At 55.2% G+C, this 19,999-nt stretch carries 20 protein-coding genes, 1 tRNA gene and 1 pseudogene; 10 read left to right on the plus strand and 12 right to left on the minus strand.

Annotated features, from left to right (window positions below; all coding sequences use genetic code 11):
- The first annotated feature begins 8 nt into the window (after positions 1-8).
- Entirely contained in the window at positions 9-1,844 is a 1,836-nt protein-coding gene (locus AC1DX3_RS21540; protein ID WP_476991407.1) for a family 43 glycosylhydrolase, read from the plus strand.
- 230 nt (positions 1,845-2,074) lie between these two features.
- Positions 2,075-2,151 (plus strand) — tRNA-Arg (locus tag AC1DX3_RS21545).
- A 493-nt stretch (positions 2,152-2,644) separates the two neighbouring features.
- Here the strand turns inward: AC1DX3_RS21545 and AC1DX3_RS21550 are convergent.
- The 10 genes and pseudogenes from AC1DX3_RS21550 to AC1DX3_RS21595 form a co-directional block, all read right to left on the minus strand.
- Positions 2,645-3,658: pseudogene (locus AC1DX3_RS21550) on the minus strand (recombinase family protein); the annotation flags it as partial.
- Positions 3,659-3,664: 6 nt separating this feature from the next.
- Positions 3,665-3,928: a hypothetical protein gene (locus AC1DX3_RS21555; RefSeq protein ID WP_476991408.1), complete on the minus strand. Its 264-nt coding sequence runs from the start codon at positions 3,926-3,928 to the stop codon at positions 3,665-3,667.
- Positions 3,929-4,528: 600 nt separating this feature from the next.
- Positions 4,529-4,810 (minus strand): hypothetical protein, encoded by a 282-nt coding sequence (locus AC1DX3_RS21560; RefSeq protein ID WP_476991409.1) that lies wholly within the window; start codon positions 4,808-4,810, stop codon positions 4,529-4,531.
- A 1-nt stretch (position 4,811) separates the two neighbouring features.
- Complete coding sequence (locus AC1DX3_RS21565; protein WP_476991410.1) at positions 4,812-6,491, minus strand: type IV secretory system conjugative DNA transfer family protein; 1,680 nt, start codon at positions 6,489-6,491, stop codon at positions 4,812-4,814.
- On the minus strand, positions 6,488-6,823 hold the full coding sequence (locus AC1DX3_RS21570; RefSeq protein ID WP_476991411.1) for a hypothetical protein: 336 nt from the start codon (positions 6,821-6,823) through the stop codon (positions 6,488-6,490). The genes AC1DX3_RS21565 and AC1DX3_RS21570 overlap by 4 nt, the downstream gene beginning before the upstream one ends.
- Before the next feature lie 14 nt (positions 6,824-6,837).
- On the minus strand, positions 6,838-7,536 hold the full coding sequence (locus tag AC1DX3_RS21575) for a hypothetical protein (protein WP_476991412.1): 699 nt from the start codon (positions 7,534-7,536) through the stop codon (positions 6,838-6,840).
- A gap of 16 nt (positions 7,537-7,552) precedes the next feature.
- Positions 7,553-8,758 (minus strand): ABC transporter C-terminal domain-containing protein, encoded by a 1,206-nt coding sequence (locus AC1DX3_RS21580; RefSeq protein ID WP_476991413.1) that lies wholly within the window; start codon positions 8,756-8,758, stop codon positions 7,553-7,555.
- An 82-nt stretch (positions 8,759-8,840) separates the two neighbouring features.
- A complete protein-coding gene (locus tag AC1DX3_RS21585; protein ID WP_476991414.1) occupies positions 8,841-9,209 on the minus strand; it encodes a hypothetical protein in 369 nt (122 codons plus the stop codon).
- A gap of 6 nt (positions 9,210-9,215) precedes the next feature.
- Entirely contained in the window at positions 9,216-10,310 is a 1,095-nt protein-coding gene (locus AC1DX3_RS21590; protein WP_476991415.1) for a hypothetical protein, read from the minus strand.
- A 341-nt stretch (positions 10,311-10,651) separates the two neighbouring features.
- Positions 10,652-10,984, minus strand: coding sequence for a hypothetical protein (locus tag AC1DX3_RS21595; protein ID WP_476991416.1), 333 nt, complete (start codon positions 10,982-10,984; stop codon positions 10,652-10,654).
- Between the two features lie 282 nt (positions 10,985-11,266).
- Here AC1DX3_RS21595 and AC1DX3_RS21600 point away from each other — a divergent pair, with 282 nt between their 5' ends.
- Positions 11,267-12,430: a hypothetical protein gene (locus tag AC1DX3_RS21600; protein ID WP_476991417.1), complete on the plus strand. Its 1,164-nt coding sequence runs from the start codon at positions 11,267-11,269 to the stop codon at positions 12,428-12,430.
- Here the strand turns inward: AC1DX3_RS21600 and AC1DX3_RS21605 are convergent.
- Positions 12,420-12,956 carry a hypothetical protein gene (locus AC1DX3_RS21605; protein WP_476991418.1) on the minus strand — a complete coding sequence of 179 codons (537 nt, stop codon included), beginning with the start codon at positions 12,954-12,956 and terminating at the stop codon, positions 12,420-12,422. The genes AC1DX3_RS21600 and AC1DX3_RS21605 overlap by 11 nt on opposite strands.
- Positions 12,957-13,127: 171 nt before the next feature.
- Between AC1DX3_RS21605 and AC1DX3_RS21610 the strand changes: the two genes are divergently transcribed.
- The 6 genes from AC1DX3_RS21610 (at position 13,128) to AC1DX3_RS21635 (ending at position 17,283) form a co-directional block, all read left to right on the plus strand.
- Positions 13,128-13,694 (plus strand): recombinase family protein, encoded by a 567-nt coding sequence (locus tag AC1DX3_RS21610; protein ID WP_476991419.1) that lies wholly within the window; start codon positions 13,128-13,130, stop codon positions 13,692-13,694.
- A gap of 265 nt (positions 13,695-13,959) precedes the next feature.
- The gene (locus AC1DX3_RS21615; protein ID WP_476991420.1) at positions 13,960-14,184 is read left to right on the plus strand and encodes a hypothetical protein; all 225 of its coding nucleotides are present in this window, start codon (positions 13,960-13,962) and stop codon (positions 14,182-14,184) included.
- On the plus strand, positions 14,181-14,510 hold the full coding sequence (locus AC1DX3_RS21620; protein ID WP_476991421.1) for a hypothetical protein: 330 nt from the start codon (positions 14,181-14,183) through the stop codon (positions 14,508-14,510). Before AC1DX3_RS21615 ends, AC1DX3_RS21620 begins: the two co-directional genes overlap by 4 nt.
- A gap of 91 nt (positions 14,511-14,601) precedes the next feature.
- Complete coding sequence (locus AC1DX3_RS21625; RefSeq protein ID WP_476991422.1) at positions 14,602-15,858, plus strand: Y-family DNA polymerase; 1,257 nt, start codon at positions 14,602-14,604, stop codon at positions 15,856-15,858.
- Positions 15,858-16,109 carry a hypothetical protein gene (locus AC1DX3_RS21630; RefSeq protein WP_476991423.1) on the plus strand — a complete coding sequence of 84 codons (252 nt, stop codon included), beginning with the start codon at positions 15,858-15,860 and terminating at the stop codon, positions 16,107-16,109. The genes AC1DX3_RS21625 and AC1DX3_RS21630 overlap by 1 nt, the downstream gene beginning before the upstream one ends.
- Positions 16,110-16,407: 298 nt before the next feature.
- Positions 16,408-17,283, plus strand: a complete 876-nt coding sequence (locus AC1DX3_RS21635; RefSeq protein ID WP_476991424.1) for an ArdC family protein — start codon at positions 16,408-16,410, stop codon at positions 17,281-17,283.
- 56 nt (positions 17,284-17,339) lie between these two features.
- On the opposite strand, the gene AC1DX3_RS21640 is transcribed toward AC1DX3_RS21635, so the two are convergent.
- A complete protein-coding gene (locus AC1DX3_RS21640) occupies positions 17,340-17,759 on the minus strand; it encodes a ribbon-helix-helix domain-containing protein (protein ID WP_476991425.1) in 420 nt (139 codons plus the stop codon).
- Positions 17,760-18,849: 1,090 nt separating this feature from the next.
- On the opposite strand from AC1DX3_RS21640, the gene AC1DX3_RS21645 reads away from it, so the two are divergent.
- Positions 18,850-19,995 carry a Druantia anti-phage system protein DruA gene (locus AC1DX3_RS21645; protein WP_476991426.1) on the plus strand — a complete coding sequence of 382 codons (1,146 nt, stop codon included), beginning with the start codon at positions 18,850-18,852 and terminating at the stop codon, positions 19,993-19,995.
- Positions 19,996-19,999: the final 4 nt, after the last annotated feature.

A 19,999-nucleotide genomic window follows, 5' to 3' on the forward strand; every position in this document is an offset into this window, starting at 1 on the left:
AACACGCCATGAAAAACCTGTTCCTCACCTCCGTCGCGGCCCTGCTGATCGCTACCGGCGCCCATGCCGAACAGCACACCTACGCCAATCCGATCGACATCGACTACCGCTACAATTTTGAGCAGATGCAAGACGGTATCTCCTACCGCACCGGCGCTGACCCGGCGGTGGTGCAGCACGACGGCGCCTATTACCTGTTCGAGACCCTGGCCGACGGTTACTGGCGCTCGACCGACCTGATGACCTGGACCTTCATCACGCCCTCGCGCTGGCCGATGCAGAGCATCGTCGCCCCGGCCGTGATTTCTGACGGCAAGAAGATCATCATCATGCCCTCGGCCATGCGCCCGCAGGCCCTGCTCGAAAGCAGCGATCCTGCGTCAGGCAAGCTCGCCTTCCTCTCCCGCCGCACACCCGAACTGCCCGACTCGGCCTTCGAAGGCCAGGAACCCAAGTACGGTCAGATTCCCTCGGGCCCCTGGGATCCCGGCCTGCTCAAGGACGACGACGGTAAATGGTACCTCTATTGGGATTCGTCCAACGTCTATCCGATCTACGGCATCGAACTCGATCCCGACAAGGGCCTGAACTACATCGGCCATCCGACCACCTTGTTCAAACTTCACCCGGAAAGCCACGGCTGGGAACGCTTCGGCCAGGACCACAGCGGCACCCTGCCCAACGGCACGCCTATCACCCCCTTTATCGAAGGGGCGTGGATGACCAAGCACGACGGCAAATACTATCTGCAATACGGCGCGCCGGGCACCGAATATAACGCCTATGCCAACGGCACCTATGTCGGCGACAAGCCGCTCGGGCCGTTCATCTATGCCGACTATAACCCGATCGCCTATAAGCCCGGCGGCTTCGTCCAGGGCGCCGGCCACGGCTCGACCTTCGCGGACGTCCACGGCAATTTCTGGAATACCGGCACGCCGTGGATCGGCTATAACTGGACCTTCGAGCGCCGCATCGATCTGCTGCCGGCGAAGTTCTATCCCGACGGCCAGATGGCCGTGTCGTCTCGCTTCGGCGATTTCCCGCAACGCATCCCGACAACGAAAATCGACGACCTCGACAGCCTGTTCACCGGCTGGATGCTGCTGTCCTACCGCAAACCTGTCGTAGCGTCCTCGACCATGGCGGTGACGCCTGACCCGAAACACCCGGACCAGACCTTCGACGCCAACAATCTCAACGACGAAAACCCGCGCACCTTCTGGGTAGCTGCGGAAAACAAGCCTGGCGAGACCCTGACCATGGATCTCGGCCAGGTCGATACCTTGCGCGCCGTCCAGGTCAATTTCGCCGACTATAAATCCGGCCTCTTCGCCGACGGCCCCGATGTCTATACCGAATTCACCCTCCAATCCTCGCTCGACGGCCAAACCTGGTCGCCGCTCGCCAAAACCGAGGACGACCCGCGCCGCGACCGCCCCAATGCCTATTTCGAGCTGCCGGCCCCGGTCCAGGCGCGTTACGTCCGTTATGTCCACGGCCATGTCGGCGCCGCCAATCTGGCCATCAGCGACCTGCGCGTCTTCGGCTCGGCCGGCGGCGCCATGCCGGCGACACCGAAACACATAGCCGCCGTGCGCGACTCCGATCCGCGCAATGCCCGCGTCTCGTGGCAACCGGTCAGGGGCGCCATCGGCTACAATGTCCGTTTCGGCATCCGCCCGGACCGCCTGACCCTGACCTATCAGGTCTTCGCCGACGACCCGCGCGCGGGTGCGCTCGACCTGCGCTCGCTCAATGCCGACGTCGCCTACTATGTCGCCGTCGAAGCCTTCAACGAAAACGGCGTCTCGAAACTCGGCAAAACGGTCAAGGTGAAATAACGACGTCTTTCTCCTCCCTTGTGAGCCCGCAGGGCGAAACGGGGGAGGTGTCGGCGCGAAGTCGCCGACGGAGGGAGCCATTACAACACCAACAATCTCCTTCCTTAGCCGGGTTTCCAAACCTCAGTGGCCGCAAGCCTATCGCCTAATATCGGCCTTGCGCATTTTATCAGTTGAGTGCGGCGCGGCTTTCGCTTAGTTTCCGCGCCGTTCGGCCCGACTTGGCCCAGGCACCCATAGCTCAGCTGGATAGAGCGTTGCCCTCCGAAGGCAAAGGTCAGAGGTTCGAATCCTCTTGGGTGCGCCATCGCCATGTTACAGCCCGAAAAGTCCCTTAGGGCTTTGAAAGGAATAGATAAATCAGGCGTTCGAAAGCCGTGAAAACGGTCGAACACTAGGTTGTCTTCAAATGCAAGTTTGAGCACTGCTCGCTTGTCCTCCAATCGACTAGATTCCCAAAGTTTCCAAGGGCTTCCGAGGAAGTCCATGGCCGTTCGAAAAGTTTCATCATAGCTTCGTTGAGGGCGACCGCAATTTGCGATCTTCTCGTTGAGGACATGCTTGCGTTGATCGCATTCTTCTATGCGCTTTTCATAGGCTTTGATCAGCGTCCGGCTGTCCGACTCGACAATGTGATCCATGAGTTGTTCAATCTTGCGATCAATTTGCGAAAGTTCCGCCCTCATGGACTTGGACCGCGTTTGACTTGCAGCCTCTTTCTGCTCCCACAAGTCGCGGAATATGTGACTGGCCAGTTCGTGTAGTTCTTGCGTCGGCACCAGCGACCTCAGGAGCGTTTCAAAGGCTTTCTCGACCTTATCGCGCCCGATGGACTTGCCGTCGCTACAGCACCCCTTGAAGCGGCATATGTAGTAGGGATAGCGACCGTGGCTCCCTTTCGACCAATTGGCGGTCAGAGGGCGCTGGCAGTCTTTGCAAAGAACGAAACCACGCAGAGGGAAGTCTATGTTGATGTCAGCACGCACCGGAAGCCTGACCTTGCCCGCCAGACGCTCCTGGATGGCCAAGAAGGTCTCGTAGCTGATCAACCCCTCATGTTGTGCCGGGCGCAGCGACACGCCCCAGCGCGGGACTTCCAGATATCCTGCGTACAAGGGCTGAGTCAGAATATTCACGATCCTTTGCGGCACCACATAGCCATGGCGGCACTTGGGAAACTCCGGTTGTGCCTCAAGGTAGCGCTTGACTTCAGCCTGGCTGCCTAGACGCCCACTCGCATAGCCTTCCAGAGCTTCCTTAATGATGCTTGCATAAGGTTCGTCACGCACCAGCATGCGGCCGCGACCCGAGACACGCTCGAAGCGATATCCAATGACGGCCGGGAAAACCGAGTAGCCGTTCATGGCGCGTGCCCGCATCCGGTTTTTGGTTTGCTCACCATTCTTCTGGCGCTGATGTTGTGACACCGACGCCAGCAAATTCTCTACCAGTTGGGAATCGCTATCTTCGCCGAATTCAATAGACGGGGATTCTAGTACGCCGCCCGCGCTGCCAATCGCGGCGCGCAATTGCAAATGGGCCTCAAGGCCGCGAGCCAAGCGAGAAATGTCGTCGATGATGACTACATGCTGTTGTTTACGGCTATTTCTGAGGAAGGTGAGCATTGCCTTCATGCCCGGCCGATTGATTAGGCTGCCGGAAAGGTCATCCTTGAAGACCTTGACAACGTCATAGCCGCGATACGCCGCGAATTCTCGGCATCGCGTCTCCTGGCTCGAAAGGCCGTCGCCGCGCGTGGTCTGCTTCACACCCGATACTCGACAGTAGATTACGGCCTTGCCTGCTATGGTCATCGTCGCCTATTCCTTATCGCCCTTTGGCTCCGGTAAAGCGGCACTCATGGTGCCTATCATATCGGTCGGAAGGATAGCATGTTCTGCTTGCGTTCCGGTACGATTTTTTGCTGAATTCAGGGCGTGTTCCACAGGGCCGTCATGATGCGCAGCGTCAACAAAAGGCTTGAGCAATCTGATGCAAACGCGGATGGCTTCATCAGCGCGATCTTCCGGCAATCCCAAAGACAAGGCACGATGCCGATACCGAGCAATATCATCCAGTTCCATACTTGACATAGCGCCCCCACGCCCCGTCACCTCTGCAAGCCCTTCGTTCAAAAGGCCCGCTTCGTCGCCTACCCGCGCGGATAAATCCCCTTCCGCTGCCTTTGGTCGATTACGTGTATACCTTACCATAATACCACTCATGATTGGGGTTGTGCAAATTTAGTGGCCTGCTCGGGCGACTAGCGGTCGCGACCAAACGCGTGTCGGGCTCGTCCTCGCACCTGTGCCAGCTTCTGATCTTTCTGAAGGAGCGCATCGGCCTTATCGAGTTTCCGCGACACACGCAGAATCTCACGTTCAAGCTGACTTGAACTGTTGTCGCGCGCTGCATTAAGGCCCGGTCCGCAACGGGGCACGGCGGACGGTTGAGGCCGGTAGCGCTGATCCAAGAGCTGATCGAGATATTCCTGAGTGACGATCTCGGGCCCTGGCGGGCGAGGCATTTCCCACCGGCTCATCCGTCGTCCTCCCCAGCGATGTCATCTGAATCAGGTTTATCTTCCAAGATATCGATTAGGCCGCACACAAGTTCCCTCCTGAAGTGGGAACTCACGAGCATTGGGGTGCGAGATTGCGGTTTGATCGCGAGAGCGCATTCTTTCACCTGTCGCGCTCCTGTGGACGTTCCTTCTTCTGGGTAGCTCCACGCTGCTTTTCGGCTTCCCGCTCTTCGCCTGTCAGCAATTTGACGCGCCCATCAACCGGGAGCGAGTGCAGAACGAGTTCCGATCCAATACCGTCTCGGCTGGGGAATACGCTACCAACGCGCGTGAGGTAGCGGTCGCCGCCACGGGTCTCGCGTACCTGATACGCACCGACATTGGGGGTGTCACGGCCTTGTTCTTTAGGGTCAGTGCGACCTTCGTCATTCGATTGTTGCATCTCATCTTTTCCTTTCGATCCTGGGTCTGAAACCATCGGCATAACGCCACAGCCCTGATGGCGTCTGGTATTGCGGCAGGTGGGAAAATTCGGCCGGAACCGGCTCTTCGATAACGCGCGCCCAATGTTGCCCGCGCCAGCGGGTCGTAATCATCACGCGGTCAAGGGGCGGATACAGCGTTGTTGAAACGTACCGGCCGGCCATTTCAGAACGCGTGAAGTACGGCGGCGTGTGAAGGAGAATGGGCCGCAGGCCAGTGATAAAGGCAATCATCTGATCATCCGGCATGACCATCAGTTCATCGGGTGTCCGGAGGAGGCGCTTGTGCACTGATTTGTTGGCTGAAGCCCGCGCTAGCTGCGCGTAGTCATCGCGCAGCGCCAAGGCGTCTTCACCATCCATGATGCGCCTTAGAACTTGCTGCTTTCGGTGGCGCGCCTCATTTTGGCGAAGTGTGTCGTCGAATCTGACAGTCGTAAAACCCAACATGTCTGAGACCATTTTGGTCATATTGCCATCCCGGAAGCTTCCGAAGGCGCGGAGTTCGGACGAACTCATGAGCGATTGAAAACCAGTCGGCCCAAATTGGCGCTGGGGCTGTCCGGTATCCTGATACAGGGCCATTATCGTCACTCCTTCGCCTCGCGAGAAGACGAAGGAATTCATGATGACGCCGGAACTGCCGCCGCCTTCGCTGCCCATTTGAGCCGCTTCGTCAGCCACGAAAAGAATTTGAGGGCTGCCCGGGCTCCTGGCTCGATAAAGTGTTGTGGTCTCGATCATCGTTCGGATGACCGGCGCAAGCTCAGAAAGCAGCTTGCCATCTACATTGATCATCACGCGATTGGTCGTATCGGTTTCCGTGAGCACGGAAAGACTGAAGTCGGGGTTTTCGAGGGAGGCGAGGAGTTCAGGATCGTCGAGAGGCTTTAAGCCGCCATAGAGCTCGCCCATGATCGAACCAAACTCGTTGCCACCGTTTTCCTGCTTCGTGCGCATCTCCCCGGCAGTGCGACGCACATCGGCAAAACGGGATTTCTCCATATTCGCGAGAAACGCCTGCCAACGCTCGGGGTCGGATTCGACTGTATTGATAATGCGATAAAGACTGGGAAAGCTTGTGAAGCCGTTGACCTCAACGTCACACTTCATAATTCCGCTGGCCCATCCTTGCCCACGAACTTCAAAGTATTTGCTATTTGCAGCACCACTCACCTGGATTATCGCGGCAACAATCCGGTGTGTGTCCGGATGAAAAGTAGGAGACGATAGCTTCAAAATGTCGAGTGGATTGACCCGAAGGCTCGCCACGCGGCCATGTCCTTTTCGGTAAGGGTTGAAGGGCCATACGCGTATGTTAGCACCGGCAGTGCTTGGTTCACTGAGCTGTGCAAGTTCGGTCTTCGGGTCTAAAATGAGCATGGGTCTATTGCTAAGACACGTGACGTATGCGAGCTGACCGGTTGTTTTTCCGCCGCCGCTGCCCTTTATTATGAGTCTCGGTTTGTCGCCTTTGAGCCAAAGAAGTCTGCCAAAGGCATAGCCAATCGGCTCTCCACCCGGCTCGAAATGACCAGCTGCTTCAATCTCCCGTTCGGTGGCGAAGCGCGCCGTGCCGTCGCGGTCGTATTCCAGATCGACGTCGAGGTCATCATTTCGGGAGGATGTACGATAGCTCACAGGCGCGGCCCTTTACGCAGCAGAGCCCTGATCATTCCATCGAACATATCCATCAAAGACGGCCACCAGATTGGGCCGGTTTGGACAAGGATGAAGACCAGAGTTCGCGTGACGGCAAGGATCGCGACGAAGCTGAAAACCCTTGCGACGACACCCATGATCCCGACAAGCCATGAGCCGTAATGGTCCGCCGTGAAAGTCTCGACGACCGGCACGACAGCATTGGCAGCGAAAGGGCCGGCGAAGAAAGTCAGGCTGCCAGCCGCAAGCCATGCGAGGAACTCTGCATGTTGCGCGAACAGCGACGGCTTGGTGTTATCGTTTGAAGGCATGTGAAATGCTCCCACTACAACGAACGAAGAAAACGGATGGTGCCTTTGAATCCGGCCTTGGCTGCGAAGTCTGACCAGGCGGCTTGAAGGTTGGCGAGCTGAGCGGCGTCTAACTGGACGCTGTCCGTTAAGCCGATCCCGACCCAGGTGAATTTCTGGACGCCCGACATTGAACGGATCGACGGATCGGGAAGCGCAGCTTTGCCGCTAAGAACGTCCGCCATCTTGTCGAAATCGGCCGTCTCCCATCCGTCGGATATCACGCAGAGGTCACTATTCTCGTCGGGAATGGCAGCTTGCAGCGTGTACAGCAAAGAAGTGCTCGATTGCCGGGCACTCGGGTCGTTTGCCAATTTCCCAATGATCTCGGCGACCTTATCGGCCACGACATCGGATGGGTTGTCCGCGTCGATTGAAAACCTTGTCGAGATGAAGTTCTTGACCGAGCGGTCTCCTACCCACGTCAGCCTGACCTGATCTCCAAGGTCGAGATCGTTTAGGATGAGCTCACGGACGAAGGCCGCTGACTTCTGTGCCGCCTCCCTATTTGTCACAAGAGCGGGGCTTTCGGACACGTCGAGAAAGGTATTCAACGTCTTCGGTGGGATGACGCCATCTTCTGATGGCGAGGCCCATTCGAAACAGCCTGAGAGGCCGAACGCGAGGGCCGACAGAGCCGTGCCGCTCGCGAGGAAGTTTCTGCGAACAATCATATCGATGACTCCTTTTTTAGTTCGGGAAATTTTCGCTGATGACTTGGCGGATGTGAGCAGGCGAAAGGGAGGCCTTGAGATGCTCAAGATGTTGCTGAAGTTCGGCCTCGGCGAATTCGTCGTCACCGATGATGAACTTCTCGTCGTTGTCGGAACGCCGGACCCGATGATCCACGAGCCATGACTCCGCAACGGCCATGGGCTCCGCGAATGTGTTGGTGATGACGCTGACCGTCCTGGCAGGCGCTAGCTTTTCTTCGCGGGCCAGCTCTGCCTCTAGCTGGGCGATCTCCGTAGTCAGCGCCATAATCCTTTGACTGACCTGTTCCAGCTCCCTAGCTTGCATTTTATAGGAAACGCGATCCGAAAAGCGGCGCGCCGCCTCACCGCAACGGCGAATGCAATGGTCAACACTGACCAAGGCTAGCGCGGTAGATCCAGATATTGCAAAGCCTATCGAGAACGCGCCAACCGAGGTAAGTAGTCTGCGGAAAGCGGGTTCGGTGCCAGCGAGGCCTGCCTTGCTACCAAGGATCAGAAGCATCACCGCCGAGGCTGCAATGTAGATTAGAGTAGCTGCGCCACCGACCTTTTCGAGGAGGGATCGAATCCGTCCCCCAAACTTATCGAGGACGAAATGAGTGCCAACACTCACGCTCAGGAAACTGAGCGCGATCAGGCCAAGCGGGGCGTCGGCCTTCCCATGTATCACTGGAAAGGCGTTTCGCAGCCCGTGATAGAGCAGAAGTACTTCTACTGTGCCGATGAAGGTGCCCAGCGCAGTGTAGTTGACGGTTGCGGCCATGTCGCCGAACCAGCCTTCGGCACGCCGCTTGAGTTCGCGGATAGCGTCTTGCGCGTTCTTAAGCCGTCCGCCCTTGTCGCGATCGACCGCTCGCCGAACTATTCTACCCTCAGATAGTCTCTGAACTAACGTCATGCTGTCGCAAACGGCCTCGATCATGCCGTCGCGTTTCGACTTGTTCGTTTCCAGCTCAACCTCAGCGGCCAGAAGCCTGTCCCGAAGCGGCTTGAGCAAGGCGAGCACGGCGAGATAGACACCGACGATCAAGCCGTCAGGCAGCGCAATTAGCGACAGGGCCGTGCTGTTAAGGAGTGGGGCGGCATTTAGCTCGATACGAGCAAGGTTTTTGATGCTGGGTGTTCTGACAGCCTCAGCTTCAACGTCGTTTGGCGGGGGATTTCTGCGATGGGGGCTCATTGGACTTCTCCGAGGAAGTTTGAGCCAACCTAGTTATAGGGGGAATTTCGCCCCTGATAGAAATCTCGTGGAAATTTGCAAATTATTCTGGTGCGGGACCATTATTTGCGACGCTCGGAGCAAAGTTGACGTAGAGGTCGCTAATTAGTTTACCGATGCGGGGATTGAACGTGCAAACCGCAACCTCCATCAGGTCTCGCCCTGATAGGTCTGTGTGTCGGAAATCAAAAGATTCCATATTGTCGATGATGACCTGCGCCAGCTCCGGCACATTACCGACACAAGCAAGCATCAAAGCGTTCATGCCGCTTGGACCATGTACACTATTCGCGCAAGTCGTGTCTTCTGAAAGGGCAGCCAGCACTTCGTCTTGATCGCTATCTAGTATACCTTGAATAATATCGTGTCTTCTTTGCACGCTTTTGCCTAAAATTTTTTCCTCATTAAGCATAGCGCACTACCTCACTGTTTCGCAAATAGTTTGAAATCTTTCTAATTGTAAACCTCTGAGTGATACTGGTGTAAATGCTTCAAGATACACTTTGCTATGAGTGTTTTTCCCTATTATAGTAAGAATAAGGCTATCTAAGTCTTTTGCCTCTACGCATAATTTGAACCTATTTGGATCTCGTAAGTGCATTGAAGAATAAGAGAATACGTTACTCAATTTGTTTTTGTGTTGCATAGATATAAAATATGACTCATCATCTATGTATGGTGGATTGGCACCATCCTCTCCCGGAACTCCGCCGGTGAAAAAATTCTTGGACCTAAATGCCAACGCGTGACCGATTTCTGGTAGTCTCTGGGCATCAAACATGCCGGGCGCACCAGTTAGATTCCACATTAGGGCCTTATATTGGTATGGAGTGAAGTAAAAATATCTGCAAATATAGGGGTGTTCAGTTTTTCTGAAATTTACCACTCCCTCAAATATCCAGCCAACCTCTTTGAGGTAGCTATCCAGTTTATCCTGATCTTTTTCTTTTATGATCTTTGCGCAGGCGTGGGTTATGCCTTGCCGTTCGGGGCGATAAAGTTTAAATGGCTTTGAAGCAAATGCGCACGGATTTTCAATTTCAAAAGTGTCATCTAAACTTTTGATGAAAATGTTTGATGCATCTTCGCGTGCATAATTTTTTGTTGCCCAAGTATGTGCCGCTACAGGGTCATGTGCCCAGTAAAAAGCATGAATATATCGAAGTACTTTATTAGACGTTCTGGGATATTTGTAATTTCGCTCCGGTTCACTTCCGGACAAGCTAATTGTGAATGAATGTAAGAAATTGCTGAGTGTCTTTGACTCTGGCACATAATCAGGATCGTCAATCGTAGAGCCGTCGGGGTAAATTTTTGCTCTTCCATGAATATGTGAGCCGTGCACGTCACTTAACAGGTCGGCAACTTCGAACTGGGAGTACGCACTCTTCAGAAGATTACGAAATGTTAGCCACATGCGTATGACTAATTGGGCAGGATAGAATTGCCGTACGACAACGGGTCCTTTATCTTCGACAAGTGTTAGCCCATTTTTAGAGCTTTTGCTGTCCATTATAGGCTCGATATAAATTACATTGTTACGCGATTGATATTTTAAAAATCCCCAGGTCACAAGCGCGTACTGCGCTGCCTACCCGCGCTACGAGATTAGCTTGCCATTCCGGCCTGGCGTGCGTCACGGGTCAACTCTTTTCCAAATAAATCTCACGTCCGACGAGTCTAGACGTTTACTGGTTGTGAAAGATGGCGTGTCGCGCGATAGATGTAACCTGACTTTTGGATTTGCCGTTCCGCTCTGGAGCGAAGTGCTTGACCTGGCGGACTGTATCAAACGAAGCGGAAGGCCGGCGCATGCGCTACTCAAACACCGCACGGATCAGCTATCTGCTGGACCTATGATGCCGGTTCGTGCGTCTTCGGGAGCTCTTCTTGTGGTACGGCAATAAGCGCGTCAATGCCGACCGCAATATCGGCTTTGTTCCCTTCGATCTCGCCGAAATAAAGCCCGGTGAAAATTCCGACCGCCCCCGATAGGGACACAGTCGGCTTCTTTCTAAAATCGATCATCTCCAAAAGGTCCACCGCCGCTATATTCTCGAACTCGCAAATCCTGAGCATTGCTACCCACGTTTGGCGTTGAACGGTGATATCAAACTTACCAAGCCTGCGCCGAATGGTTCCAGCGCGGCCGGCATTTCCGTTTGCGTGCTTGTCATTCTGGTCCATGCAAATTTGCCACCTCTCCTGAAATCCCACTTCACCAAGTATATATAGGCGAAAATTAAAATATTTATAATGTTTCAATAATGCAATATTGGACTAGTTACGTAAAATAACGCTGAATCAAGCATTTAGGGATTTGATTCAAATTTTATCTATTTGTATCAATTGCTTGAAACGTAATATAACCGCAAATTTTAATCATTTCTTTGCGATACTATTGTATTCTGTCAAATGTAGAGGCTCATTAAGAAGCCCGCGTGTGTGAAGGAACAATAGGGGTGTGTCATGGCTTCAAGCGGAGCCGTTATAGCGATACCTGAACAATTTCAGCCCAAGGCCGATATCGGTCTGAGCGACCTTTTCGGCGACACGGCGCAGCCGTCCAGCGCAGAGCGGGAGCGGCCTGAATTGTCTCAGCCGATATTCAAACCAGCTGCCGTCCCTGAGGGGGATACGCCGGCTGAGCTCCTGGTCAGGGAAGAGAGACAACGTAACTTTCTCAATCTGAGCCTCAAGGCCGCTGAAAACGGCGGCGGGTCAATCATCCTGTCGGGTTCGGCGGCTGTGAAACAGGCTGCCCACGTGGCTGCGGAACATCGCAAGGCGCACGATCCGGGAATGGAAGAGGCGCTCCGTAGCGCCAGCGCCGCCAACCAGGCACGTCTCGCAGAGCTGGATGAGATACTCAAAGAGGCCTATGAGGGCCGCGACCGCACCTTGGCGCAGATCAAGGAGCTCGAAGGCCGCATGCACATGAAGGACGGCCAGCCAGACTGGGCTGCCTACGGTGCGGAGGCAGGTATCAAGAAAAACCCCGGCGAAACCGACGCTGAATATGCGCGTCGCTGCCGCCAGGAAATCGAAGAGGCCGAGGCACGCGGCGAGACCTGGGTGCCTGACGACATTCGCAAATGGGAAGAGTTACAACGGGTCTTGTATGGCTGGAACTATCAAATCTACAAAGCGCAGCAAGAACATGACGAGCTCACCGGTATTACCAGCGAGTTGTCGACGAAGGGCAGTCAAATACTCGACCGCACTGATATTTCGACATCCGAAAAAAATGAACAGCTATCGGACGTTTTGATCAGAGCGAAAGACGCGCGACATGAACAAAAAAATTTAGAGGCAGTAACCCCCTTCGTTGATACGACTGGCGTCGATAGCAAATATAAAAAGCTCAACGAGATGAATAATACCGAGGATGAGGTAGCCGAGTTCTCGAAGCGGATCGCGCAGATAGAGAAAATTCCGAATGAGACAGAACGCTTAAAAGCCGAAAAACAACTTGTCGATTCAATGTCGATGGACGCGCAGGACGTTGCAGCAAGTGACCCCGATTATGGACATATTTTCGATGAGGGATATTTTGACAAACTCGGTCAAACAACATCTGCCGCCGCCGCGACGCCTCTCACAGGGCCAACTTCGCCAGGACCTACCGGTTAAGCGCTAGTCCTGTGTTTGGTCGTCCAACACGTTGTGCATAGGCATCCATAGCATCCGATCCCAGGTCACCATTGAGTATGCTGCTATCACTGTAAGTGCCCAAGATACCGCGGTTCACAAATACCTCGGCTTCGCCGTTCGGGCCACCTGCGATTGCTGTTGCGGGATATCCTGTCCGGGATAGGCTCATCGCGGCCGCCTCTGCAGAACGAACTCCGCTACCGTAGAAGATCACAATGCGACCTTGGGATTGAGCGATGGCGTCACGACGCGCCTGACGTGATGGTGTAACAGACGACACTTGTTCGACTTGTGCGCTTTGCGCAAAAGCCGGCGTTGCCGGGGGTAATGTGGCGGCGGTAATGAGACCCAGGGCAGCGACACCCATGAAAATATTCTTTGCAGATGCGGCCATGGCCAGCTCCCTTGTTCGTGTTTCAATCACGCAAAACACACTCTCAAGGCCAGCAATCGTCTTTTTGAAATCTATTTTATATTGTTTTATGCCGACGTTACAGGCCTGCATAAAGGACCGCTTTTGCGGCTATTGACGTATTACGATACGAATACATCAAATTTGTTTACTTATACTGAAAACGGGCATATATTGACCGCGCATTTAGGGCTAATGCGCGTTGCGCAAAAACGGTCCTTTTTGCGGCCTCTAAGGCCCTGAACCACAATGAAAAAGTCACGCATGAAGATCGGCTACGCCCGCGTTTCCACGGAAGAGCAGAGCCTTGACTTGCAGGTCGAGGCGCTTCGTCATGCCGGGTGCGACCTGATTTTCACTGACCATGGAGTCTCAGGCGCTATCGCCGACCGCGAGGGACTTTCCGCAGCGCTCAAGAGGATGAAAGCAGGTGACAGCCTCGTTGTGTGGAAGCTGGATCGTCTGGGTCGCTCGCTCAAATTCGTAATCGATCTGATCGAGAAATTTCAGGGCCAGGGTTGCGGCTTCGTCAGCCTGACCGAAGGGTTCGACACCACCACCAACACCGGCATGCTGGTCTTTCATATCATCGCAGCTATCGGACAGTTCGAGCGCGTTCTGATTTCCGAGCGCACGGTCGCCGGACTTGCCGCCGCTCGCCGCGACGGCCGGCAGATTGGCCGCAGGCACTCACTTACCAATGAAGCCATTATTGAAGCACATCGTCTGGTCACGATGGAGCGCCGTCCCATCTCTCGCGTCGCCAAGCAATTCGACGTTTCTCATGACACGCTGAAGCGCGGTTTTCGCCGGCACGGTCTGGCGGCGTAAGAGGGGATTTCCTCGTGTTTCTGTGTCTCTGATTTCTTTCTCCCTCTCGCGCAGAGGCGATCCATAACGCGGCTCAGAGTTCAGGGAGCGTTTTGCGCCATCGCGCTTTTCCGTTTGCAACGCCCGCCGCTTCCGCGACTTCGTCTTGTGCAGCTACGCGTCCCCTTCGGGGCTTACGGCGTGTGAAACGTCGCTTGTCCGATGTCGCCGATCTCTCCCTGTCAGCCGCGAAATAGTTCGCTGGCGAGAACAAAGGAGAAAGATCATGTCTACGAACGAAACCAGTTCGAAGAAGCCCAGCCACCGCCTGTATGTAATTACCGGCGAAAACGACAGCGCCGTCTGGAAAGACATCGGCGCGGCCTGGGCGAACAAAGACGGCAACGGCTACAGCATCATGCTCGATGCGCTTCCGATCAAAGGCCGTATCGTCCTTCGCAAGATCACCGCCAAGCCATCGGCAGACGCGGACCAAGGGGCGCTCGTATGAGCGCCGCTTCCTGCGAAAATCGGCACATCCGCGTCAGCACAATTTGCTGGCGCGGCATGACCGTCGAGCTGAGCTATGAAGCCAATTGGCTGAATTGCGACAATGCCGTCTATCAGACCGCGCATCTCCAACTCAGAACCATCGCGCCAGATCGCGCGCCGCTGCCCGTCACCGAGACAGGCTATAGATCGCACTTCATCCATGATTCCTTCATCGACGAAGCCGGTGGCCCTGAAGCCTATGCCGTGGCTTGGCTCGATCATGAGAGTGAAAGACCTGAATGGAAATCTCACGAGGTGAAGGCGAGGCAGCTCTCGCTTTTCTGATCCAACAGAAACTCAAGCTTGACTTCCAGGCGAACAAGAGAACAAAATAAGAACATTATCCACAAGTGAACCCGAGCCCAGGCGCTTTGCCATGCGTAAACCCACGGAGCCAGAACGCTTATATCTTGATTTCGATGGATTTTTCGCCAGTTGTGAGCAATTCGCCAATCCTTGCCTTCGGRGCAAGCCGGTCGGAATCGTGCCGATGGTGAAAGGGAGCAGCTGCGTTATCGCCTGCTCACGCGAGGCGAAGCTGCGCGGCGTGTCCAACGTCATGCCGATTAACGAGGCTGTGAAGCTTTGTCCCGACATCATTTTGCATCCGCAAAATCCTGACCTCTATCGCCGCGCTCACAACGAGATGATTTCCGAGATTTCGATGGTCGTGCCGGTCGATGCCGTAAAATCGATTGATGAGCTGACCTGCAAGCTCGATCCTGGTCAAAGGAAGGACCCTTTGGCCGTTGGCGTGATCATCAAGAAAAGGATTCATGCCGTCGTCGGGCCTTGGATCAGCTGCTCGATTGGCTATGCGGCCAACCGATTGCTGGCGAAGATGGCTTGCAAGGATAGCAAGCCGGCCGGCAACCTCGTCTGGCATCCGAACGAAACCGAAGCGATCCTGGCGCGCAAACAGCTCAAGGACGTTCCTGGAATTGGCGGGCGGCTCCAGCACCGACTTTGGCGCGCCAGAATTTGGGATATGGAGACGTTGTTGCAGAAGGGGCCAAAGGAGATGCGTGCCCTCTGGCGCAACGTCAATGGAGAGCGCATGTGGTATGCGCTCCATGGCTACGACATTCAGGCGCAACCGACCGAGCGCGGAATGTACGGTCACAGTCGCATCTTGCCGCCGTCACATCGCACGCCCGACAACGTGAAGCCGATCTCACGCATGCTTCTGATCAAGGCCGTGCGCCGCATGCGCCGCGATCATTGGCGTGCCAGCACGCTCTATCTCGGGCTCGCAATCATCGCGCCAGATGGAACCAACTACTGGAACGACAGCGAATGGATGCCGAACATCGCCGACTATAGCGCCGCGCTTCATGCGCTTGATGCGCTATGGACCCGCGCCTTTGCGCGCGTCAGCGCGAGCCAGAGCGTCATCCGCGTAGATGTCAGCCTCGGCGATCTCGTGCCAATGGCCATACGGCAGCTCGACCTCTTCGTCGATGACGAGGTCTTGCGTCTGGAAAACGAGGCGCTGTCGCAAGCGATGGATCACCTCAATCATCGTTACGGCCAGACTATCGTGAGTCCCGGCTTGTGGAAGCCGCCGCCCGGCGATCACACGGGCGCGAAAATCAGCTACACGCGCATACCGCGCCGGGAGGACTTTCACTGATGGGCTGGCGTCAGGAGCTCAAACTGAGCGATCTTCCCGAAGAGGCCGAGATCGAAGTCGTGTGCAAGGCTTGCGGGCGGCATCGCTATGAGTGGCCGCGCCATCTCGTGCGCCAGGCGCGCCTCGGTCAGCTCTACATGGACGAGCTGGAAAGGGTGCTCATTTGCTCCGACCGTCACTGCAAGGGAAGCGTTCGCGTGGCGCTCATGCATGACCATCTGAATGAAGGCTTCGTTGGCGGCATGCCATAGGCGTTCGGGGCGGCATAAGATCTGATCACGTGTGGCATTTTTCCCCGTTCGGTTACGGCCTTTGTCCCGAAGGTGTGACGCCTAGATACGACCTCAAACTCAAGGCCCGCTATAACCGAAAGCGACAGGCCCTCAACGCTGCTCGCTTCCTCGCCTCCATTGCATTTCGGCTTGTGCAGCTCCGCCCCGCTGGCGCGGCGCGCGTACCGCGCGGCGTTTGAAACCCTGTCTTCTGCTTTCGGCCTGTCCCGGCCCATGAGGTCGCAATCAGGCGGCCTCGTTCAAAAGGGACAAGGCCATGACGACCGAACGCTTCGACATTCACCAGCACATCACTAATCAGATCATCGCCGCCATCGAACGCGGCGCTGGCGACTTCCAACTGCCCTGGCATTCGAAAGGGTCCATCACACGCCCGGTCAATGTCGCTTCCAAGAAGCACTATCGCGGCGTCAACATCGTCGCCCTCTGGGCAGCGTCCGAGCAAAGCGGTTATACATCGGCGCTCTGGGGCACCTACCGCCAGTGGGCCGAAGCCGGCGCACAGGTCCGCAAGGGCGAGAAGTCGTCTTACGTCGTCTTCTATAAAGAGCTCGAATTCGCCAAGTCGGATGGCGCCGACAGTGACGAGCCTGAGACCCGGCTGTTTGCCCGCGCAACGCCCGTCTTTTCCGCCGAGCAAGTGGACGGCCTTGAACTCCCGGAAAGCCCGGCCGGTGAACCCGTCGAACCTATCGACGCAGCAGACGCCTTGGTGCAAGCCACGGGTGCCATCATTCATCACGGCGGATCGCGTGCGTACTATCGTCCAAGCACCGATAGCATCCAGCTTCCGCTCAAGTCTGATTTCCTCGGCACGTCAACCAGCACTGCCCAGGAGGCCTATTATTCGACCTTGCTACATGAGCTCACCCACTGGAGTTCAGCAGCCCATCGCTGCGACCGCCAGCTAGGCAAGCGCTTCGGTGATGACGCCTATGCCATGGAAGAACTCGTTGCAGAACTTGGTGCGGCCTTCCTGTGTGCCGACCTTGGCATTACCCAGGAGCCCCGCGTCGATCATGCGCAATATCTGGCTTCATGGCTTGGTGTATTGAAGGCGGACAAGCGCGCGCTGTTTACAGCCGCCAGCGCCGCCAGCAAGGCCGCTGACTTCCTGAAAGGAGGTGGGTGAGAGGTGGGCAAATCCTATTTCACCAGCATCGACCAGGCCGCTTGGAAACAGCGGCCTTAATTAGCTTCATCTAATCTGGCGCGTGCTTTCATCCACTCGAAATTTCCGTGTCCGGCGCGGACATGACCTTCGTCGGTGGCGGCGGAACGAAAATAGAGCATGGCAAAAACACCAACGGCGTCGGAGAGCGAGGTGTGTTCGTGCTTTTTGACTTTTATTAGCTCAATAAGGTCTTTGATCCTGCATTGCTCCATTGCCGCGATTTCGCGCATGGCAGCCCATATTTCAGGGGCAAGAGACACGATACCGGCAGAGGCAACCTTACGGCGTATTTTCGTGCTTTTGCGTTTTCGAGGGGGCGCTGATAGCGTCGATAACATCCCTGAATTCAGAGATGCCTGAAGAGAAGTCCCGTAATCCCTTTTTGAGTTTGAGGCCGAAATCGTCTGGCCCTGTAAATCCACAACGTTATCCATTACCACCCCTAAGCGGTTATATTATACCGTATTGCGTTAAATAAGATTTAAGATGAATGGCCTGGATTCAACCATGGCCGTGGGTAAGGCGGGGACGACCGGGGATGCCCTAGAGCGGATTTAGCCATCGAGCCGAGATTGAAATGTGGCTGGAGGGGCTTGGGTTTATGAGCCGATAGTGGTCAGAGAAACCGGAGATACGCTGGATTTTTTGGGACGAAAGAGGGAGCGTTTTCGACTGAATAAGGGTAGCCGGAGCATGTGATGAGCGGGGGGGCAGGTGTAAGATTTTCGCGTTAGTTGGCTGCGTTTGCAATAAGGTTTGTGCTTGTTGTAGGATTCATGGATCAAAGGGTTTGGCCTTGGGTTTGTGTCGGTAGTCTGACTGCAAGCTGTGTGTTGTACTACACGCCGCAGGCGCTCCGTAAACACAGCTTGCCAAAGTGGGGCCGGCTGCCCCCTGTTGGATACCCCCCGCTGGCTGGCGCTCGCACCTTCCCCGTTCCCACCCGGCAATGACCTCCCATCTCACGATTAGGGTCAATGCCTTGGGTCAGGGTTGATGCTCCCGCCAGAGTGACAATTGGCTGTCACACCACCAGTCAGAGGAGCGGTCCCACTGCCTCCGACACCTCCAGGATCAGGGCGATTTCGCTCTCCCTGAAACCCATCGACAAAGGGACTTTCGCATCCCCTTGAACCCCAGGAGCAGGACTTGGAGACTTGCCTCTCCACCTGCACCGAACCATGCCCTAACCACTGGCCGTTTGATCACCAGCCGGGGGAGCCTTCGAGCTCCGGCCCAACACCCCCATGATCAAAGGGCGAATGCGCCGCCCCTTGGAACCCGCGACCAACCGTTGGCCATTTGGATGCGCGATCCTGCCAAAAAAGGAAGTAATCTTGTCGGGCTAAGTTACACTCAGTTCAATGCCTGAGCGTCCGTAATGCCGATCTTTCGAGCGCAAAAGTTACTTGAGTGGCACTAAAAAGGAGGCTACCGTTCAACCAGGTGGGGAGTCAATTCGTGGAAGTTAAGCCAGCGCGAGTAGCGCAACCATTTAGCGCCGAAGCGTCATTAAAGAGGGCCTTGCGTAGCCATCTCAAAACTCTTGGTTTTACCAAGAACTCCGCCGGTGACTTGGTTTTACCTGAGGGCGGTAAGGAAGTTGTTCGAAACCTTCATAGAAGCCAAAGGCGTGAGAGGCTTGCTGCGGCGCAACCTTTCCTTGAAGTGGCTCTCCCCAAAGCCATTCAGCATTTTGCAAATGGCGACGAGATTGACCCCGCCAAAATTAGCCTTAGACTGATTTTGGTTAAAAGTGGTACCCGCGAAGCGGACCTATTTCGGATTGCAACTCTCACATGGTCCGTACCGGTTTCACCTGGGTTTGGACGACGAATGCGCTACCTGGTGTGGGACGAAGGCCATAACCGACTGGCTGGCCTTATCGCACTCGGAGACCCGGTTTACAATTTGGCGGTTAGGGATGCCATAATCGGCTGGAACGTTCATGACCGGTCCCAACGATTAGTTGGGATTCTCGACGCTTATGTACTTGGAGCCGTCCCCCCCTACAATATGCTCCTGTGTGGCAAAGCTATAGCTTGTCTCATACGCTCACGCGACGTGTTCAATGATTTCACCCGGCAATACGGCAGTTCAGTCGGGGTAATTTCAAAATCTGCGAAGAAGGCACGTCTGTTGGCTGTGACAACCACATCGTCAATGGGCCGATCTTCAGTGTATAACCGCCTTAAATTGGGAGGGCACACATACTTTGATCATCTCGGTTTCACCGAAGGCTGGGGGCATTTTCATATAACCGACGCCTTGTTTGAAAAGATGCGGAACTTCCTGAGAGAACGCGACCATGCGTATGCGGATCAACACAAGTTTGGGGAAGGTCCAAACTGGCGACTGCGCACCATTAGAGCCGCGCTCAAAGGATTGAATGTTAATGAGAATATATTGAAGCATGGTATTCAAAGGGAGGTTTTCATTACGACCTTTGCCTCGAATGCTTTTGAGGTGCTTCGAACCGGAGCAGAAAAACCCGATACCTCAGGGTTGCTGACAGCAACCCAAATATCAAATCTTGCCCGCGACAGGTGGATCGTTCCCAGAGCGGAGCGAGGGGAAATCGATTTCCGTTCCTGGCAAAGGGATATGATCCCGCAATTGATTAAGGGGAAGGTTGAAATTTCAAAGGCCATCTCACGCCAGACGGGTTAATCCA

The sequence above is a fragment of the Asticcacaulis sp. P2_B1 genome (genome assembly GCF_056404915.1).